This window comes from Nocardia rhizosphaerihabitans (assembly GCF_014646295.1).
GTDB classification, from domain to species: Bacteria; Actinomycetota; Actinomycetes; order Mycobacteriales; family Mycobacteriaceae; genus Nocardia; species Nocardia rhizosphaerihabitans.
Map to the genome: position 1 here is coordinate 332,902 of NZ_BMNE01000002.1, position 21,997 is coordinate 354,898.

Annotated in this window: 3 protein-coding genes; all 3 read left to right on the forward strand. The window is 71.1% G+C overall.

The window, feature by feature from the left end:
- Positions 1–452 precede the first annotated feature (452 nt).
- From IEY60_RS08170 to IEY60_RS08180, 3 genes are read left to right on the forward strand one after another with little or no spacing between them, the layout of a single operon-like run.
- Positions 453–18,686, forward strand: coding sequence for a non-ribosomal peptide synthase/polyketide synthase (locus IEY60_RS08170; protein WP_229739646.1), 18,234 nt, complete (start codon positions 453–455; stop codon positions 18,684–18,686).
- Positions 18,686–21,778 (forward strand): AMP-binding protein, encoded by a 3,093-nt coding sequence (locus IEY60_RS08175; RefSeq protein WP_189025725.1) that lies wholly within the window; start codon positions 18,686–18,688, stop codon positions 21,776–21,778. The genes IEY60_RS08170 and IEY60_RS08175 overlap by 1 nt, the downstream gene beginning before the upstream one ends.
- The gene (locus tag IEY60_RS08180; protein ID WP_308426088.1) at positions 21,778–21,993 is read left to right on the forward strand and encodes an MbtH family protein; all 216 of its coding nucleotides are present in this window, start codon (positions 21,778–21,780) and stop codon (positions 21,991–21,993) included. The genes IEY60_RS08175 and IEY60_RS08180 overlap by 1 nt, the downstream gene beginning before the upstream one ends.
- Positions 21,994–21,997: the final 4 nt, after the last annotated feature.

Below are 21,997 nucleotides of genomic sequence, written 5' to 3' on the forward strand. Positions count from 1 at the left end.
AGTGTGGCAGCTCACACATCTGGCGAAGATGTGGTGTGGCACACACTGATGCCCAGGTCGTGGGCCACCCTCCGAACCGACTGGACGCTTGTTCGGTTTTTTTATCGGAAAAAGTTCCTTTTTATTAACTGACCGCCTAGTGTCTGCAATGCATGGACAGGCAGCCATGTGATGTAAGTGACAACGCCGGGGCGCGAGGTTCGAGCCGCGGCCGCGATGTTGGAGGAACGATCAACAGCTAGGCACCCGTGACAGACACGAACCGTCTGTCACGCCGACGGCCGACCGGTCGTCGATCTCGTCCACATGATCTGTCGGGGATCCTGCGCGAGTGCGGCGTCACGCCCACTGCGCTCTTGCCGAAATTCTCGGTCTCACGGAGTACTGCGGTGTCTTCGTGCTGCCCGAAAAGCGTTCGGTCTGCTGTTTTTTCGCGATTCGAGGAGGCTCTGGTGCACGGTACGGAGTTGGGTGGGTTCAGCGCGCGACCACAGGAAGCGGAGGCCGCGTCGGCGCCGTTCCCGCTGACCCCCGCCCAGCTGGGTGTCTGGTACGCACAACTGCTCGACCCCGATGTCCCGATCACCATCGCCCAGTACGTCGACATCACCGGCGAGCTGGATGCCGCTGTGCTGCAACAGGTCACGGCCGAGGCAGCGCACGCATACGGCTCCCCGCTGGTGCGCATCGGCGAATCCGACGGCGTCCCGTATCAGGTCGTCGACCACACCATCCCGGTCGAGACCGAGCTGCCGCTGATCGATCTGCGCCACCACGACGACCCGGTCGCCGCCGCGCACGAGTGGATGCGCGCGGAATTCGGCGCCCCGATCGACCTGCTCACCGACCGGCTGGTGGCGGGTGCGGTGCTGCGCGTCGGCGAGGCGCGCTGGTTCTGGTACCTGCGCGGACACCACATCGTGCTCGACGGCTACGGCGCCTTCACCAATTCCCAGCGCATCGCCGAGCTCTACACCGCACGGATGCTCGGCACCCAGGCGCGCGAGGTCGTGCCGGGTGACCTGGCCGAACTCGTCGAGGGCGAACAGCGCTACCGCGAGAGCACCCGGTTCGCCGGCGACCGCGAGCACTGGGCGCAGCGCATCGCGGGCCTGGACAGCCCGACCGGGCTCGACACCCGCACCGCTCCGCGCGCCGCGATCAACCTGGTGACCGGCGGCCGCCTGTCGGAGAAGCTGGTCGATCGGCTGGAAACCATTGCCGCCACCGATGATTCGACGATCTCGGCGGTGCTGCTCGCCGCCTTCGCCGCCTACCTCGGCCGGCTCACCGACCGCCCGGACGCGGTGCTGAGCCTGCCCGTCACCGCCCGCACCACCGCGGTGATGCGCCGCTCGGCGGGCATGCTGTCCAATATCGTGCCGCTGCGCCTGCCCACCGGCGCCGCGGGTTCCACCACCACGTGGGGTGAGCTGCTGCGCGCCGCGCGGGTGGAGGTGGCCGGTGCGCTGCGGCATCAGCGCTACCGCGCCGAGGACATCCGCCGTGACGCCGAGGACGACGGCCGCCCCGCCCGGCGTGCGCTGTTCGGCCCGCTCGCCAATTTCATGCTCTTCCGCAGCGACCTCACCCTGGGCACCACCACCGGCCGCTACCGGGTGCTGTCCACCGGCCCGATCGAGGACCTGAGCCTCAATGTCTACTACGGTGACCGCGATCGCGTGCATGTCGACTTCGAGGCCAACCCCAACCTCTACGACGCCGACACCCTGGCCCGCCACCACAGCCGGTTCCTCGGTTTCCTCGACCGCCTCTCGGCCGCCGACCTGGAGACCTCGATCGCCGCCGTCGAAGTGGCGACCGAGCTGGAGCTGGAGGTCAGCACCAAGATCTGGAACGCGACCACCTTCGACGTCGAGGCCGCGCTGGCCGAGCGCTGCGTGGCCGCGGCGACGCTGCCCGCGCTGTTCGAGGCCCAGGTCGCCCGTACGCCCGACGCCGTCGCGGTGCGGATGGCGGGCGACGACGACGCGACGATGACCTACCGCGAGCTGGCGCAGCGGGTCAACCGGCTGGCCCGGCGGTTGCGCGCCGACGGCATCGGCCCGGAATCACTGGTGGCGCTGAGCATTCGGCGTTCGCCCGATCTGGTCGTCGCGATGTACGCGGTGCTCGCCGCGGGCGCGGCCTACGTGCCGATCGACCCGGATCATCCGGCCGAGCGCATCGCGCACATCCTCGGCACCGCCGCACCGGCCGCCGTCCTGACCACCACCCGTGACGGTGCGCCCGGCGCCGACGCGCTGCCCGTGCTCGCCGTGGACGCCCTCGATCTCACCGGCTACGCCGACACCCCGTTGACCGACGCCGAGCGCACCGCCCCGCTGCGTCCCGGTCATCCCGCGTACGTCATCTTCACCTCCGGCTCCACCGGCCTGCCCAAGGGTGTCGCGGTCGAGCACGCCGCGATCGTCAACCGGCTGGTGTGGATGCAGCACACCTACCGGCTGCACGGCATCGACGTGGTGTTGCAGAAGACCCCGATGACGTTCGACGTCTCGGTGTGGGAGTTCTTCTGGCCCTTGCAGATCGGTGCGACGCTGCTGCTCGCCGAGCCGGACGGGCACCGCGATCCGGGATACCTGCGCCGGGTTGTCGCCGAACACGGCGTCACGGTCGCACATTTCGTACCATCGATGCTGGAAGCCTTTCTCGCCCAGCAGGAGATCGCCGAGCGCACGTCGCTGCGACTGGTCTTCGCCTCCGGCGAGGCACTGCCCGCTGCACTGGCGCAGCGGCTGCGGCTGCTCACCGGAGCGCGGCTGCACAATCTCTACGGGCCGACCGAGGCCGCTGTCGATGTCACCTTCCACGAGGTGAACGACGCCGACCGGGTCACGGTGCCGATCGGCGCGCCGGTGTTCAACACCCGGCTCCATGTTCTCGACTCGCGGCTGCGGCCGGTACCGGTCGGGGCTCCGGGTGAGCTGTATCTGTCGGGGGTACAGCTCGCCCGGGGTTATGTCGGACGTCCCGAGCTCACCTCGGGCCGCTTCGTCGCCGACCTGACCGCGCCGGGTGCGCGCATGTACCGCACCGGTGACCTGGTGCGCTGGACGACCAACGGTGAACTGGAATACCTGGGCCGCACCGATTTCCAGGTGAAGCTGCGCGGTCTGCGGATCGAGCTCGGCGAGATCGAGGCCGTGCTGGAAGCCGTCGAGGGCGCGGTGCGCGCGGTCGTCGTCGTCCGCAGCGATGCCGGTGTCGGTGAACAGCTCGTCGCCTATGTCGTGGAGGCCGAGCCGGGCACGGTCGCGGTAGAGCAGCTGCGGGAGGCGGCGCTGCGCGCGCTGCCCGGGTACATGGTGCCCGCCGCGTTCGTGCTGCTCGACACCCTGCCGGTGAACGCCTCCGGCAAATTGGATCGCAAGGCGCTGCCGGCGCCCGCCCGCACTGTTGTCGCTTACGCCGAGCCGGTCGGCCCGGTCGAGCAGACGGTGTCCAGGGTGTTCGGCGAAGTCCTCGGGCTCGACCGGATCGGCCGCGACGACGACTTCTTCGCTCTCGGCGGCAACAGCCTGGTCGCGACCCAGGTGGCGGCCCGGCTCGGCGCCGACCTCGGCTGCAGGCTCGGGGTGCGCGATCTGTTCGGCGCGACCACCCCCGCCCGGCTGGCCGCCGCGATCGCCGAGCGCACCGATGCCGGGATCTCGGCCCAGCTGCCGGTGCTCGCGGCGCGTCCGCGTCCGGAGCTGATCCCGCTCTCGCCCGCGCAGCAGCGGATCTGGTTCCTCAATCGGTTCGATCCGACGGCGCCCGGCTACAACATGCCGTTCGTGGTCCGGCTGCGCGGCACCGCGAATCTGTCCGCGCTCGTCGACGCCCTGACCGCCGTCGTCGAACGGCACGAGGCGCTGCGCACCGTGTTCCCCGCGGTGGACGCGCCCGGTGGCGAGGTGGCCGAGCAGGTCGTGTGCGACGCCGGGATCGTGCGGATCGGGGAGCCGACCACGGTCACCGCGGCCGACCTGGACGCCGAGCTCGCCCGATTCGCTTGCGCCGGTTTCGATCTCGAACGCGAGGCGCCGTTCCGCGCGCACCTCTTCGTCGTCGCGGAGGAACCGTACGAGTGCGCGCTGGCGGTCGTCCTGCATCACATCGCGGCCGACGGTGTTTCGCTGCAGGTGCTGGTCCGCGATGTGCTCACCGCCTATCAGGCCGCTACCGCGGGCATCGAGCCCGGCTGGGCGCCGTTGAGCGTGCAGTACGCCGACTACGCGCTGTGGCAGCGGGAACTGCTCGGCGCGGAAGCCGATCCGCAGTCACTGGCCTCGCGCGAAATCGCCTTCTGGGAACGGACTCTGGCGGGTCTGCCCGACCAGCTGGAACTCCCGTTCGCGCGGCCGCGTCCGGTCGAGTCGAGCATGCGCGGCGCCCGGACCGGCTTCACCATCGGCGCCGGCCTGCACCGGCAGCTGGCCGGGCTGGCCAACCAGGCGGGCGCGTCGCTGTTCATGGTGCTGCACACGGCGCTGGCGGTGCTGCTGGCCCGGCTCGGCGGCACCACCGACATCGCGATCGGCACCGGCGTCGCCGGCCGCGGCGACCGGGCCATCGACGATCTGATCGGCATGTTCGTCAACACCCTCGTGCTGCGCACCGAGGTCGACCCGGCCGCGAGCTTCACCGCGGCACTGGAACACACCCGCGAGACCGACCTGGCCGCCTTCGCGCACGCCACCGTCCCGTTCGACCGGCTGGTCGACGTGGTGAACCCGGCCCGTTCGCAGTCTCGGCACCCGCTGTTCCAGGTGGCGCTGAACTTCCAGGCTGTACTCGACACCAGCTTCGAACTCGGCGGCACCCCGGTGTCGGTGCACGAGATCGAACTCGACATCACCAAGTTCGACCTGCAGATCACCCTCGCCGAAAGACACGGCGCCGCGGGCGAACCCGCGGGCATCGAGGCGGTCACCCTCTACGCCACCGACCTGTTCGACGAGGCCGAGATCGTCGACCTCGGTGCGCGTTTCGTGCGTCTGCTCACCGCGGCCGTCGCCGGGCCCGAGACGCCGGTCGGCGATCTGCCGCTGCTGTCGGCGACCGAACAGGCCCGTCTCACCGGTATGCGCGGCGCACCCGTCACCGCCACCGGTCTGCTCCCCGACCTCCTCGCCGCCGCCGTCGCTGCCGACCAGGATCGGATCGCGGTCACCGATGGCGACCGCGGCCTCACCTACCGGGAGCTCGACCGGGCTTCCTCGCGGCTGGCGCGGGTGCTCATCGACGGCGGCGTCGGCCCCGATGACATTGTCGCGGTGGGTATTCCGCGCTCGATCGAGTCTGTGCTGGCTGTCTGGGCGATCGCCAAAGCCGGTGCTGCCTGGCTGCCGGTCGACCCGAGCTACCCGCTCGATCGGATCACCCATATGGTGACCGATTCCGGTGCGCGAGTGGGTCTTACGGTGTCGGACGCCCAGGCCGCGCTGCCCGGCCCGACCGACTGGCTGGTGCTCGACGAACTGAAGCTGATGGCCGACTGCGCCGCCCGCTCCAGCGATCCGGTCACCGACGCCGACCGGGTGCGCCCGCTGCGCGCCCAGCACCTGGCCTATGTCATCTACACCTCCGGTTCCACCGGCCTGCCCAAGGGCGTGCTGGTGACCCAGGCCGGTATCGCCGGGTTCGCCGCCGAGGAGACCGACCGCATGTTCGGCACCCCCGACGCGCGGGTGCTGCAAGTCGGCTCGCCCTCGTTCGACATCTCCGTGATGGAGCTGCTGCTCGCGGTGAACTCCGCCGCCACCCTGGTGATCGCGCCGATGGGCCGCCACGTGGGCGCCGACCTGGCGCAGCTGCTGGCCGAGGAGCGGGTCACCCACGCCCTGATGACCCCGTCGGGCCTGGCGGTGCTCGATCCCGCACAGCTCGACGACCTGCGCATGGTGATGGTCGGCGGCGAGGCCTGCCCGCCCGACCTGGTCGCCCGCTGGACCGAGGGCGCCGTGCCCCGCGCGTTCGTCAACGCCTACGGCCCGTCCGAGACGACGGTCGCCACCAATATCAGCGCCCCGCTGTCCGCGCACGCGCCACTGACCCTCGGCACCCCACTGCGCGGCATCGCCCAGTGGGTCCTCGACGACCGGTTGCAGCCCGTCCCCGCCGGCGTGCCAGGCGAGCTGTACGTCGCAGGCGCCCAGGTTGCCCGCGGCTACCGCGGCCGCGCCGCCCTCACCGCAGGCCGCTTCGTCGCCTGCCCGTGGGAGCCGGGCGCACGCATGTATCGCACCGGCGACCTGGTCCGCTGGACCGCGGAAGGCACCCTCGAATACCTGGGCCGCAACGACGACCAGGTGAAGCTCCGCGGCTTCCGCATCGAACTGGGCGAGATCGAGTCCGCCCTGCTCGCCCAGCCGTCGGTGCGTCAGGCTGTTGTCCTCGTGCGCGCCGACGCGCACCGCGGTGACCAGCTGGTCGCGTACTTGGTGCCGGCCAACGCCGACTCCGCCGTACAGCGCGGCGTCGCTGAAGTGCGAGAAGCCGTCGGGTTCACCGGAATCGACGTCGATCAGAACGCTGTTGTGTCGCGCGAGGTTGTGCCGCCGATCGAGGTCGATGTCGCGGCGATCGAGGCGGTCCTGCGTGGCTCGCTCGCCGCGCACATGGTCCCTTCCGCGTTCGTCGTGGTCGACGCGCTGCCGCTCACCCCGAATGGCAAGCTCGACCGCCGTGCGCTGCCGGAGCCGGTGTTCGCCGCTCGTGCGTTCCGGGCGCCCGCCGCGGGTGCCGAGACCGTGGTGGCGCGGGTGTTCGGCGAGGTGCTCGGGGTCGAGCGGGTCGGCGCCGACGACGATTTCTTCGCGCTCGGCGGCAACTCGCTGGTCGCCACCCAGGTGGTCGCGCGCCTCGGGGCCGCGCTCGGTGTGACGGTGTCGCTGAAGGTGCTGTTCGAGGCGTCGACGGTCACCGCACTCGCGGCCCGCCTCGGCACGGGCGAGACGGCTGAGATCCGTGTGCCGCTGGTGGCGGGGGAACGGCCGCAACGGATTCCGCTGTCCTACGCGCAGCAGCGCATGTGGTTCCTCAACCAGTTCGACGCGGATTCGGTGGCCGACAATATCGCCGCCGCCATCCGGCTGACCGGCACGCTCGACCACGCCGCCATGACCGCCGCGGTCGCCGCGGTGTTCGCCCGCCACGAGGCGCTGCGCACCCGCTACCCGTCCGTCGACGGCATCCCCTTCCAGCAGGTGCTCGCCGCCGAGCAGCTGACGATCACGCTCGAGCCCGAAGCCGTCGCCCCGGCCACGCTCGGTGACCGGATCCGCGCCGTCGCCGCGGTGCCCTTCGCGGTCGACCAGGAACCGCCGGTGCGCCTGCATCTGCTGCGCACCGCGCCCGACGAGCACGTCCTGGTCCTGGTGCTGCACCACATCGCCGCCGACGGCTGGTCGGTCGCCCCGCTCACCCGTGACGTGATGGTGGCCTACGCCGCCCACCTCGCGGGCACCGCACCGCGATGGACCCCGCTGCCGGTGCAGTACGCCGACTTCGCCCTGTGGCAGCGCGCCGCGCTCGGCGCCGAGGACGACCCCGATTCGCCGATGGCGCGCCAGATCGGTTTCTGGACAACCGAACTCGCTGATCTGCCCGATCTGCTCGCCCTGCCCGCCGATCGTCCGCGCCCCGCGGTCGCCTCGGGCCGCGGCGCTCGCCACACCTTCGCCGTGCCCGCCGCGATCACCGATCGGCTGCGCGCGCTCGCCGCCGACACCCAGGCGTCGCTGTTCATGGTGCTGCACGCCGCTTTCGCCGCCACCCTGGCGAAACTGTCCGGACAGCAGGACATTTCGATCGGCACCCCCGTGGCGGGCCGCGGCGACCAGGCACTCGACGAGCTCGTCGGCATGTTCGTCAACACCCTCGTACTGCGCACCCAGGTCCGGCCCGCCGCCACTTTCGCCGAACTCGTCGGCACCGTCCGCGACGGCGACCTGCGCGCCCTGGCCAACACCGACGTCACCTTCGACCGGCTGGTCGAAGCGCTCAACCCCGAGCGTTCCACCGCCAGGCACCCGCTGTTCCAGGTGATGCTCGACTTCCAGAACAACACCCGGACCGAACTCGAACTGGCAGGCCTCACCGCCTCGGAAATCGAGATCGACACCTACACAGCCAAATTCGACCTGCAGCTGACCCTGCGCGAGACCGCCGACGGCCTGCTCGCCCGCTTCGAGTACGCCACCGACCTGTTCGACGCGCAGACCATCACAGATTTCGGTACCCGCCTGCTGCGGGTGCTGGATACGGTGACCGCCGATCCCAGCGTCGTGATCGGCGACATCGACCTCCTCGGGGCCGCCGAACGCACCCGCATCCTCGACACCTGGAACGCCACCGAATACCCGGTCGACGAGTCCATGACGCTGGTCTCGCTGTTCGCGGCCCAGGCGGCGCGGACCCCGGGCGCGATCGCGCTGACCTGCGAAGACGAATCGCTGGCCCACCCGTCGCCCGACCACCACCCCTCATCGAGTCACGCTGTGACGCTCACCTATTCCGATTTCGCCGAGCGGGTCAACCGGCTCGCGCGCCTGCTGATCTCGATCGGGGTCCGGCCGGACCGCACCGTGGCCATCGGCATGCACCGCTCGACCGACCTGGTCGTCGCCATCTACGCGGTGCTCGCCGCGGGCGGGGCCTACGTCCCGCTGGACCCGGAGCACCCGGCCGAACGCCTCGCCGACGTCATCGACGCGGCGGACCCGGTCTGCGTGCTCACTCGCTCGGTCGACGAACTCGACCTTTCCGCAACGACTTCGGTGCCGGTGCTCGAGTTCGAGCAGCTCGACACCGCCGACTATCCGGCCGAGCCGATCACCGATGCCGACCGCCTCACCACCCTCACCCCGGCCAATGCCGCCTACCTGATCTTCACGTCCGGCTCGACCGGCAAGCCCAAGGGCGTCGTCGTCTCGCACGCCGCGATCGTCAACCGCCTGGTGTGGATGCAGGACGCCTACCGCCTCACCGCCGCCGACACCGTGCTGCAGAAGACCCCGGCGACCTTCGACGTCTCGGTATGGGAGTTCTTCTGGCCCTTGCAGATCGGCGCTCAGTTGGTGCTGGCCCGGCCCGGCGGGCATCGTGACCCGGCCTATCTGGCCGGCTTGATCGACCGCAGGTCCGTCACCGTCGCCCACTTCGTGCCGTCGATGCTGTCGGTGTTCGTGGCCGCACTCGAGGCGGCGAGCACCGGGAGCGGCGCCGTCGCAGGCGCAGCTTCGTCGAGTGGTCCCGCTGCGGACATGCCGGACATGGTGGCCGGACGATGCGCTTCGCTGCGCACGGTGTTCGCCTCCGGCGAGGCGCTGCCGCCCGCGCCCGCCCAGCTGCTGCGCCGGCTGACCGGCACGGCTGTGCACAACCTGTACGGCCCCACCGAGGCCGCGGTCGACGTCACCTTCCACGAGGTCGTCGACACTGATGTCGTCACCGTGCCGATCGGTGAGCCCGTCCACAACACCCGCGTCTACGTGCTCGACGAGCGGTTGCGGCCGGTCCCGGTTGGCGTCCCCGGTGAGCTCTACCTCGCCGGCGCCCAGCTCGCCCGCGGCTACGCGGGTCGCGCGGATCTGACCGCCGACCGCTTCGTCGCCGACCCGTTCGCGGTGGTTGGTGCGGCGACTCCCGAGAGCCCCGCAGGCTCACGCGCCACCGACTCGTCCCCGACGGCCGGTATGGGCTCGCGCATGTACCGCACCGGTGACCTGGTCGCCTGGACCGCAGACGGCGAGCTGGAGTACTTGGGCCGCACCGACTTCCAGGTGAAGCTGCGCGGTCTGCGGATCGAGCTCGGTGAGATCGAGGCCGCGCTGGCCGCTCTGGACGAGGTCGCGCAGGCAGCGGTCGTCGTCCGCGACGAGCTGCTCGTGGCCTATCTGGTCGCGGCGACGGACATCGACACCGAGGCGGTGAAGGCAGCTCTCACCCGCACGCTGCCCGCCTACATGGTCCCCGCGGCGTTCGTCGAACTCGACGCGTTCCCGTTCAATGCCTCCGGCAAGCTCGACCGCAAGGCACTGCCCGACCCGGTCTTCGAGGCCGCCGTATTCCGCGCCCCGGTCACCGAGGTGGAGCGGATCGTGGCGACCACCTTCGCCACCGTGCTCGGTTTCCCCGCCGACCGGGAAGTCGGCCTCGACGACGACTTCTTCGCCCTCGGCGGCAACTCGCTCAACGCCACCCAGGTCGCGGCCCGCCTCGGCGGCGCCCTCGACACCCAGGTGCCCGTTCGACTGCTGTTCGACGCCCCGACCGTGGCAGCCCTGGCCGAACGGTCCGTCGCGCTGCGCGGCACCGGCCGTCGCCTGCCGCTCACCACTCGCGAACGCCCGCAACGGATTCCGCTGTCCGCTGCGCAGCGCCGGATGTGGTTCCTCAACCGCTACCTCGCCGATGCCGACGGCCCCGGCGACGCCGTCGACAACATCCCGGTGGCGCTGCGCCTGGCCGGTGACCTCGACATCCCCGCCCTCGAAGCGGCCCTCGCCGATGTGGTCGACCGCCACGAAACCCTGCGCACCAGCTACCCCGACGGTCCGGAAGGCGCCGAGCAGCTGATCGCCGACACCGCACGCCTCGTGCTGCGGCCGGAGCCGATCACCGAAGCCGACCTGCCCGAGCGCCTGTTGTCCTGCGCCGCGGTCCGATTCGATCTCACCACCGAGATTCCGGTGCGCGCCGCGTTGTTCGCCGTGGCCGACGAGCACGTCCTCGTGCTGGTGGTCCATCACATCGCCGCCGACGGCTTCTCCCTCGGCCCACTGGCCGCCGACCTGATGACCGCCTACGCGGCCCGCCGCGACGGCACCGCCCCCGCATGGTCCCCGCTGCCGATCCAGTACGCCGACTACGCGCTCTGGCAGGACGAGAACCTCGGCGAGGCAACCGATCCCACCTCCCTCGCCCACACTCAGCTGGCGTTCTGGCGGCGCGGCCTGGCCGGTCTGCCGGAGCAGCTCGAGCTGCCGACCGACCGTCCTCGCCCCGCCGAGTCCAGCTTCCGTGGCGGCGTGCACCGGTTCCAGATCGACTCCGACCTGCACAGCGAACTGCGTGAACTGGCCCGCAAGCACGAGGCCACGCTGTTCAGCACTGTGCACGCGGCGCTGGCGGTGCTGCTGGCCCGGCTCTCCGGCGGCAGCGACATCGCCATCGGCACCCCCGTCGCCGGCCGCGGCGAGGCCGCGCTCGACGGGCTGATCGGCATGTTCGTCAACACCCTCGTGCTGCGCAGCCAGATCGACCCGCGCGCCGAATTCGAGACCACCCTCGACGCCGTGCGTGCCGGTGACCTCGACGCCCTTTCCCACGCCGACATCCCGTTCGAGCAGATCGTCGACGCGGTGGACCCGGCCCGGTCCCGCAACCGCCATCCGCTGTTCCAGGTGGCGCTGGTCCTGCAGAACTTCACCGTGCCCGCACTCGAGGCGGCCGGGCTGAGGGTCGCGCCAGTCGACTTCGACGTCCCGGTCGCCAAGTTCGACCTGCAGTTCACCGTCCGCGAATCCGACGACGTCGACGGCCGCGCCGACGGCATGGCCATCGAAATCGCCTATGCCACCGACCTGTTCGACGCGGGCAGTGTCGCCGTGCTGGCCCGCCGGTTCACCCAGGTGCTGGCCGCCGTCGTCGCCGACCCGACCGTCGTGGTCGGTGACATCCAGCTGCTCAGCGCCGAGGAACAGCAGCGCACCCTGCACGACTGGGCCACCACCGGCAGCTCGGTGGCCTCGGACACCGAGACCATGCTGGACCGGTTCGCCCAGGTCGCCGCGGCGAACCCGCATGCCGTCGCGGTCAAGGCTGGTCGCAACGCCCTCACCTACGGTGAGCTCGACGCGTGGTCGAACCGTCTGGCCCGGCGTCTCGTCGGCGCCGGTGTCGGCCCGGAAGCACTGGTGGCCGTCGCTCTTCCGCGTTCGGTGGAACTGGCCGTCGCACTGCTGGCTGTACTCAAGGCGGGCGGCGGCTACCTGCCGATCGACCCGAACTACCCGGCCGACCGCATCGAGTACGTCCTCGACGACGCCCGTCCGCTGTGCGCGATCGCCGGCGCCGACACCGGGCTCGCCCGCGACTGGTTCGGCGGCCCGGTGCTCGACCCCGCCGCCGACACCCTGAGCGGCCACTCGGTCGCACCGCTGACCGCCGCGGACCGCCGCGCGCCGCTGACCTCGGCGAACACCGCCTACGTCATCTACACCTCCGGCTCCACCGGCCGCCCCAAGGGCGTGGTGATCCCGCACTCGAACGTGCTCGCCCTGCTGGACAACAGTGCCCGCCACTTCGGCTTCGGCCCGTCGGACGTGTGGACGATGTTCCACTCCTACGCCTTCGACTTCTCGGTGTGGGAACTGTGGGGCGCGCTGCTGACCGGCGGCTCGGTGGTCCTGGTCGACTACTTCACCTCGCGCTCGCCCGAGCAGTTCCGTGAGCTGCTGCTCGCCGAGCGGGTGACCGTGCTCAACCAGACCCCGTCGGCGTTCTACCAGCTCATCGCCGCCGATCTCGCCGCGGAGCCCGCTCAGTACGCGCTGCGCACGGTGATCTTCGGTGGGGAGGCGCTGGAACCGCAGCGGCTGTCGGGCTGGTTCGCCCGCTACCCGCACTCGCCCCGCCTGGTGAACATGTACGGCATCACCGAGACCACGGTGCACGCCTCCTACCGGGAGATCACGCCGGACACCGGATCGGCCAGCGTGATCGGCAGTGCGCTCGCGGGACTGACCGTGCGCGTGCTGGATTCGCGTCTGCGCCCGGTCCCCGTCGGTGTGCCCGGCGAAATCTATGTCTCCGGAGTGCAATTGGCGCGCGGCTACCTCGCTCGTCCCGCGCTGACCGCGAGCCGGTTCGTCGCCGACGCGTACGGCGCGCCGGGCAGCCTGGCCTACCGCTCGGGCGACCTGGCCCGCTGGACAGCCTTCGGCGATCTCGAGTACCTGGGCCGCGCCGACCAGCAGGTCAACCTGCGTGGTTTCCGCGTCGAGCTCGGCGAGATCGAAGCCGCGCTGCTGCACAGCTCGGTGGCTCCGCGCGAGGTCGCGGTGCTGGTGCGCACCGACCTGGTCGACGAGCCCCGGATCGTGGCCTACCTGGTCGCCGGCCCGGACACCGGGCGCATCGACGCCGCCGCCCTCCGCCAGGAACTGGCCCGCACGCTGCCCGAGCACATGCTCCCGGCCGCCGTCGTGCCCGTCGAGCGCATCCCGTTGACCGTCAACGGAAAGCTGGACCGGGCCGCACTGCCCGCACCGGTCTTCGAGACCACCGTCTACCGCAAGCCGGCCACGGTGACCGAGGAGATCATCGCCGCGGTCTACGCCGAGGTGCTCGGCCGCACCGCCGCCGACGATCAGCCGATCGGCGCCGACGACGATTTCTTCGCCCTCGGCGGCAGCTCGCTGCTCGCCGCCAAGGCGGTCGCCCGGATCGGTGCGGCGCTGGACCGGCGCATCGGCGTGCGGACCCTGTTCGAGACACCGCGCGTCGGCGAGCTGGCCGCCGCCGTGGACACGCAGGCGAAGGTCGACCGGCCCGCCCTTGTCGGCCGGGCCCGCCCCGAGCAGCTGCCGCTCTCGCCCGCGCAGCAGCGGATGTGGTTCCTGAACCGCTTCGACCGCGCCTCGGTGGCCTACAACATCCCGTTCGCCTTGCGCCTGTCCGGTGATCTCGATATCGCCGCGCTGCAAGCCGCGGTCGCCGATCTGGTCGCCCGCCACGAATCGCTGCGCACCGTGTACCCGGAGTTCGACGGCGCACCCGTGCAGTCGATCATGTCTGCTGCCCAAGCGGTTCCGTCGCTCGAGCCGATCGCTGTCACCGAGGCCGAGCTGCCCGGCGCCATCCGCGATCTGGCCACGACTACCTTCGACGTCACCGCCGAGATCCCGGTCCGGCTGCGCCTGTTCCAGGTGAGGGCTGTATCCGGTGGTGATGCGTTCGAGGGTCCTGCGGGGTCACGCACCGCAGGCGGAATCGTCGCGGGCGAGTTCGTGCTCGCCGCCGTCCTGCACCACATCGCCGCCGACGGCTCCTCCATTGCCCCGTTCGTCGCCGACCTGATGCGCGCCTACACCGCGCGTCTCGCCGACACCGCCCCCTGCTGGTCGCCGCCCGCGGTGCAGTTCGCCGATTACGCGCTGTGGCAGCGCGAGCTGCTCGGTGACGAAGCGGACCCGGAATCCGTTGCCGCCCAGCAGGTCGGCTACTGGCAGACCCAGCTTGCCGGCTTGCCCGATCAGCTGACCCTGCCGACCGACCGGCCTCGCCCGGCCCGGCAGAGCCTGCGCGGCGACAAGGTGAGCTTCACCGTCGACGCCGATCTGCACGCCGCGCTCGTCGCTCTCGGCCGTAGCTCGGGTGCCACCCTGTTCATGGTGGTGCACGCGGCCTTCGCCGCCCTGCTGGCCCGCCTCTCGGGTACCGCCGACATCGCCGTCGGCACCCCGAACGCGGGCCGCGGCGAAGCCGAGCTCGACGAGGTCATCGGCATGTTCGTCAACACCCTGGTGCTGCGCACCCAGGTCGCGGCCGACGCGCCTTTCACCGATCTGCTCGGCGCCGCCCGCACCGCCGACATCGCCGCGTTCTCGCACGCCGACGTGCCGTTCGAGCGTCTGGTCGAGGTCCTCAACCCGGCTCGCTCGACCGCCCGGCACCCGCTGTTCCAGGTCGGCTACTCGTTCCAGAACCACGAGCGCGGTCAGCTCGAGCTGCCGGGATTGACCGTCTCCGACATCGAATTCGATTCCGGCGTCGCCCAATTCGACCTGCACCTGTTCGCCCTGGATCACTACACCGCCGACGGTGCCCCCGCCGGTATCGAGATGGCGCTGGGCTACGCGACCGACCTGTTCGACGCGGGTACCGCCGAACGGTTCGCCGAGCAGCTGCGAAGGGTGCTCGAATCCGTCACCGCCGCACCGGAAACCGTCGTCGGCGATCTCGATCTGCTCGGCGCCGACCGCACCCTGGTGCTCGACACCTGGAACGCCACCGCGCACCCGGTCGAACGCACCACCCTGGCTGACCTCGGCGCCCGCCAGGCCGCCGCCACCCCGGCCGCGCTCGCCCTGGTGGACGGCGAGACCGGCGAATCGCTCGACTACGCCGCGTTCGACGCCCGCGTCAACCGGATCGCCCGGCTGCTGATCGCCGAACGCGTCGGCCCGGAACGCACCGTCGTCCTGGCCATGCGGCGCGGTCTCGACCTCGTGATCGCCATGCACGCGGTCGTGCGGGCGGGCGGCGCGTACGTGCCGATCGACCCCGATCACCCGGTCGACCGCATCGCCTACATCGTGTCGACCGCAGCCCCGCTGTGCGTCCTCACCACCGCAGCCGACGGCCTGCCGCTCGCCGTCGATGTGCCGGTGTTCGAACTGGATCACCGGGCGCTGGAAGGACTCTCGGACCACCCGGTCTCCGATGCCGAACGCATCGCACCGCTGCGCCCCGAGCACCCCGCCTACGTGATCTTCACCTCCGGCTCGACCGGCCTGCCCAAGGGCGTCACCGTGCCGCACGCCGCGATCGTCAACCAGCTGGCCTGGCTGCACGACCGCTTCACCATGACCGGCACCGACCGGGTCCTCCTGAAGACCCCCGCCACCTTCGACCTGTCGGTATGGGAGTTCTGGTCGCCCCTGACCTCCGGCGGCGCGCTGATCGTCACCCGCCCCGGCGACGAACGCGACCCGGATCGCCTGCGCACCACGATGACCCGCCACGGCGTCACAGTCCTGCACGCGGTCCCATCGCTGGTCGGCATGCTGCTGGCCACCGAAGCCGGACTGCCGGAGTCCCTACGCGCCGTCCTCGCCATCGGCGAAGCGCTCCCTGCCACCACGGCCGCCCAGTTCCGCGCCACCGGCACCGCAGCCCGCCTCCACAACCTGTACGGGCCGACCGAGGCGGCAGTGTCCATCACCGAATACGAAGTGGCACAGGACGCCACGCACGTGGTTCCGATCGGCACCCCGGCCTGGAACAGCGCCCTCTACGTCCTCGACGCCCGCCTTCGCCCGGTACCCATCGGGGTCGCAGGCGAGCTGTACCTGGCCGGCGACCAACTGGCACGCGGTTACCACGGCCGCCAGGCCCTCACCGCCGACCGCTTCGTCGCCAACCCGTTCGGAGTCCCTGCGCGCGGCGTCGAATCGGCGGCCGCCCTCGGCTCGCCCACGTCGGTGACTACTTCCACGGCGGCTGGAATCGGCAGCCACCACGGTTCCCGGATGTACCGCACCGGCGACATCGTCCGCCGGCGTGCTGACGGCACCCTCGAATACCTCGAGCGCGCCGACTTCCAGGTGAAGATCGGTGGGTTCCGCATAGAACTCGGCGAGGTCGAGACGGCGTTGCTGCGGTGCGCGGGAGTGCGTGCCGCGGTCGCGATCGCCAAGACCGACGAGCGGGCCGGTTCGCGCCTGATCGCCTACGCCGCTGTCACCGATCTGACCGCCGGCGACGAGCCGGCGATCGCGGCCCGGCTACGGGGCGAACTCGCCGCCGAGCTGCCCGCGTACATGGTGCCCGCGGCACTGGTCGTGCTCGACGCGCTGCCACTCAATGCCAATGGCAAGGTCGACCGGGCCCGGCTACCCGAGCCCGAGTTTGCCGAGGCGGCTTACCGCGCACCGGTCACCGCGACCGAACAGCTGGTCGCGCAGACCTTCGCCGAGGTGATCGGCTGCGCGAGCGCAGGCCTCGACGACGACTTCTTCGCCCTCGGCGGCAACTCGCTGATGGCGACCCGCCTCGCGGCGCGGCTCGGCGCAGCGCTGGGCGCGCAGGTACCGGTGGCCGCGGTGTTCGATGCCCCGACCGTGGCCGCGCTGGCCGAACGGCTCGGCGGCATCGACCGCTCGATCGCCCGTCCGCCGCTGACCCGGCGCACCGGTGACGGCCCGGCGATGCTCTCGCCCGCGCAGCAGCGCATGTGGGTGCTGCACCAGCTCTCGCCCCAGTCGGCGGCCTATCACATCCCGGCCGCCATCCGGCTCACCGGCGACCTCGACCTGCCCGCCCTGCAATCGGCGGTCGGCGACCTGCTGGCGCGTCACGACACCCTGCGCACCCGCTACCCCGATACCGCAGCGGGTCCGGTCCAGCAGGTCATGCCGGCCTGGTCCGCCGCGGTCGAGCTGACCCCGATCCCGGTCGCGCCCGCGGACGTCGAGGCCAGGATCGCCGCCCTGGTCGCGCAGCCGTTCGACATCACTGCCGCACCGCCGGTCCGGGTGGCGCTCTACGGTCTCGGCACAGCGTCCGACAGTGGCGCCACTCCCGAAGGCTCTCCGTCGTCACGTCCCGCTTCCGAGCCCACCGGTCGTGGCGGTGACTACGTCCTCGTCGTCGTGGTGCACCACATCAGCGCCGACGGCTACTCCATCGCGCCCCTCACCCGGGACCTGGTGCGCGCCTACGTCGATCGCACCGAAGGCCGCGAACCCGGCTGGGCGCCACTGGAAATCCAGTACAGCGACTTCAGCGCCTGGCAGCACGAGCTGCTCGGCACCGACAGCGACCCGGACAGCGTGCTCACCCAGCAGCTGACCTACTGGACCCGCGAACTGACCGGTGCGCCCGAACTGCTCGCCCTGCCCACCGACCGCCCCCGCGCCACCCGGCGCGAGATGCGCGGTGCGGCCGAGCAGTTCGAGGTCGACGCCGAGCTCACCCGCCGGCTCGACGAGGTGGCACGCGCCAACGGAACCACCCTGTTCACGCTGGTACACAGCGCCTTGGCGGTGCTGCTGGCCAAGCAGTCCGGCAGTGCCGACATCACTATCGGCGCACCGGTGGCAGGCCGCGGTGCCCGCGAACTCGACGACCTGGTCGGCATGTTCGTCAACACCGTCGTCCTGCGCACCGAAGTGGATTCGCGGGCGCCGTTCACCGACTTGCTCGCCCAGGCCAGGCGGCGTGACCTCGCCGCCATCGCGCACGCCGACGTCCCGTTCGAGCAGGTCGTCGACGCCATGGGCCGGACCCGCTCCGGTGCGTACACCCCGCTGTTCCAGGTGATGCTCACCTTCCAGAACATGCCGCCGGGCGGCATCGAGCTACCCGGGCTGCACGTGCAGACCCTGGACCCCGGACTCGGCGAAGCCAAGTTCGACCTGCACCTGACCGCCCTGCAGCGCTACGACGACGACGGCGCACTCGACGGGCTCGACATGCACTTCGGGTACGCCACAGATCTTTTCGACGCATCCACCATCCGGGTACTGGCCGAGCGGTTCCGCAAGGTCCTCGCGGCCGTCGCGGCCGACCCGAGCGTGGTGGTGCGGGCGATCGACGTGCGCACCGACGCGGAGCAGACACCGCGTCCGCGCACCTACACCATTGCCGATCTGCCGGGCCTCGTCGGCTCGGCGGCCCGGCTCGCGCCGGCGACCGTGGCATTCGCCCACGGCGAGCACGCCATCTCGTTCGCAGCGCTCGACGCCAAACTCACCGCGGTGAGCAAGGCGATGGGCGCCGCGATGAAACCCGAAGCGCTGGTGAACGTCGCGCTGGCCGGGCTGGTGCCCGGCGTGCTCGCCGCACTCGGCGCGTCCGGACTCACCACCACTTTGCAAACACTGGTGACCGATGCCGCCGCGGTGATCGCCGGGTCGGGGTCGGCTGACGACACGGAAGGACAACTCTGATGTCGCACACGGATTCGGTCACGGCCGCTGTCTCGATCGACGCGTTGCTGCGTGACCCCGAGGACGAGCGCAGGCGTGACCCGGCGACGTTGCTCGCCGCTTTCACCACCCAGCTCCGCCACGACCCCGACGCTGTCGCGGTGCGTGCGGGCAAGACCGAGCTCAGTTACGGGGAGCTCGGCGAACGGGTCGACGCGCTGGCGGCCTGCCTGGCCGCACGTGGCGTCGGACCGGAAACCACCGTCGCGGTGTCGCTGCCGCGCTCGGTCGAGCTGGTTGTCGCCGTGCACGCGGTGATCGCCGCTGGCGGCGCGTTCGTCCTGCTCGACCCCGACGCCCCCGCCGACGTGCGGCAGCGCACGGTGTCGCTGGCCGCGCCCGTGCTGATGATCACCGAGCCGGGCGCACCCCATCCCAACGGTGTCCCGGCCCTGGCGATCGACACCGAACCCGTCGGTGACATCGCGGCCGACGAGCTACCGGGGCCGGGCGCCGACAATCCCGCCTACCTCGTAGTCGACGTGGCGGCCGCGAGCGCTGTCGTCGTCGGACACCGCGCCGCACAAGCCAATTCGGTGTGGCGCCAGCGGCTCTGCGGTGTCGGTTCCGGTGACGCCGTGCTCTGGCACGCGCCGCTGACCGGTCAGGCGACGGTGGGGGAGATGCTGCTCGCCCTGCAGACCGGAGCCACCCTCGTTCTCCCGACGAGCGACTCCCTGGCCCGCACGATCTCCGAGACCGGTATCACCGCGGCCTGTTTCGATCCCGATCAGCTCGCCGCGCTCGCCGCGCTGCCCGATGCCGAGGAGCGTCTCGATTCCCTGCGCATCGTGCTCAGCTGCGGCGCACCGCTGCCCGCCAAGACCGCCGCCGCCCTGCGCGCCGTGAGCGGCGCGACCCTGTGGCACGTCTACGGCAGGCCCGAGACCGCGGGGGAGGTCGTGGCCCACGAGGTCACCGGCGCCGACCTCGAGGTGGTGCCGCTCGGCTCGGCCGCCGACGACGTCGAACTGCTGATCCTCGACGAGCACCTGTGCCCGGTCCCCGACGGTGAAGTCGGCGAACTCTATGTCTCCGGTGTGCAATTGGCGCGCGGCTACCTCGGCAGGCAGGCCACCGCGGCGACCTTCCTTGCCAACCCGATCGGCCCGGTCGACGACCGGATGTTCGCCACCGGCGACCTCGTGCGCCGCAGGCCGCCGGGCGACGGCTGGACCGCGGAACTCGAGTTCGTCGGCCGCGTCGACGATCGCGACCAGCTCGGGTCCGAGGCGCCGCGCCTGGGCGGACTCCCTGGCGAGCTGCTGCTCGACGAGTTCGAAGCGCAGGCCGCCGCGACCCCTTTCGACCCGGCGGTCGTGTACGCCCCGAGCACGGGTGACCCGGCCTCGATCATCACCTACGGCGACCTGGACCGGCGCACCAACCAGCTGGCCCGGCATCTGACCGCGCTCGGCATCGGCCCGGAATCCGCTGTGCTCGTGGATGTTCCGCGCTCGGTGGAGCTGATCGTCGCGATGTACGCCGTCCTCAAAGCGGGCGGAGCCGTTGTCCCCGTCGACACCGCGACTGCCGTCTTACCGCCGGTCGCGAACCCCGCGCTCGTGCTGACCGTGCGCGACCGCGATCACGTGGCGCTGTACGACATTCCGGCCGTCGTCATGGACGGAGTGCCGCTCGCCGACTACTCCGACGAACCGATCACCCGCGCCGAACGCCGCGCGCCCGTACTGCCGGAGCATCCCGCGTTCGTCCTGTATCCGCACGGCGCGACCCAGGGCATCACGATCAGCCACATCGCCGCGGTGCACCGGCTGACCGGCGTCCAGGGCCGCCACGCCTTCACCAACCGTGACGTCTACCTGCACCAGGCGTCCATCGGCGAGGTCACCGAATGGCACGGCTATGTGCTGCCGTTGCGGGTCGGCGCGACCGTCGTCCTCACCGAACCACCCGATCCGGTGCGGTTAGCAGGCCTGGTCGCCGACTACGGCGTGACCACGGCCGACTTCACCCCGCAGCGGCTGGCCGCCTTCACCGAGCACGTCCACCGGGCGGGCCTGCGCGCAGAGATCGCCTCGTTGCGCAGCGTCGTCGTCCTCGGCGCGCCGCTCACCGCGGCCGAGGTCCGTGCCTTCGGCGCGGTGACGGGCGCCCGGCTGCACCACGACTACGGCCGGGCCGAGGCCACTGTCACCCTCACCTATCCGCCCGCACCGCGCACCGACACCCCCGAGCCGCCCGCCGTGCGGGTGCGCGAATGGAACCGCCGCGTCTACGTGCTCGACCCGCGCCTGCGGCCGACCAGTCCCGGTGTCGCGGGCGAGCTGTACCTGTCCGGCGCGCAACTGGCCCGCGGATATCGCGACGACCCGGTGGCGACCGCCGATCGTTTCGTGTCCAACCCGTTCGGGATCCCCGGCGAGCGCATGTTCCGCACCGGCGAGCTGGCTCGCTGGGAAATCGACGGCACCACAGCGGCATTGGTTCGCCTCGGTACCGCCGACGTGCCGAAAACCGGCGCACTGGAATCGACCCTGGGGCGGGGCGCGAGCATGCGGGCCAGGATCGGCGCCGGGATCGGCGGGCGGATCGCCGAATTGTCCCGCAGGCATGCGGTCCCGCCGTTCGCGGTGGTGCGCGCGGCGATGACGGTCATGCTCGCCTGGCAGGCGGGCACCGCGATCGCGGGCGCCACCACCCTCGCCGAAATCCTGTGCTCCGAACCAGATCCCATGGTCGCCTCGGCCACCGCCGCCACCAGTGAGTCGTGCGCGGTCACCGGCCCGCTGGGCGAGGTGACACTGAGCTACCTCGACACCGGCGCGTTCGACATCCCGGGTCTCGAACTCACCGCCATGCGCTTCGACGGCTCGACCGTGGCCGACGGCGTGCACTTCATCGTCTCCGCCAACGCCGACCCCGACGGCAACCTCGGCCTCGAAATCGAATACAGCACCGACCGTTTCGACGACCGCACCGCCGCGGCCCTGCTGCGCCGCTTCTCCCGCACCCTCGGCCTGCTCACCGCCGACCCCGACGCCCCGAGCGACTCCTTGGACCTCACCACCCCCGCCGAAAGGAATATCTGATGAGCAACCCCTTCGACGACGAGAACGCCCAGTTCTACGTCCTGGTCAATGCCGAAGGCGAACATTCCCTCTGGCCCACCTTCGCCGCCGTCCCCGGCGGCTGGACCGTAGCCTTCGGCGCCGCCACCCGCACCTCCTGCCTCCAGTACGTCGAAGCCCACTGGCTCGACATGCGCCCCAACTCCCTCATCGCCGCCATGGCCAACGAAGGCTGATTCT

Excerpts from the sequence above, each read along its gene's own strand:
- IEY60_RS08175 (WP_189025725.1), top strand. The coding sequence starts at position 18,686 with ATGTCGCACACGGATTCGGTCACGGCCGCTGTCTCGATCGACGCGTTG.
- IEY60_RS08180 (WP_308426088.1), top strand. The coding sequence starts at position 21,778 with ATGAGCAACCCCTTCGACGACGAGAACGCCCAGTTCTACGTCCTGGTC.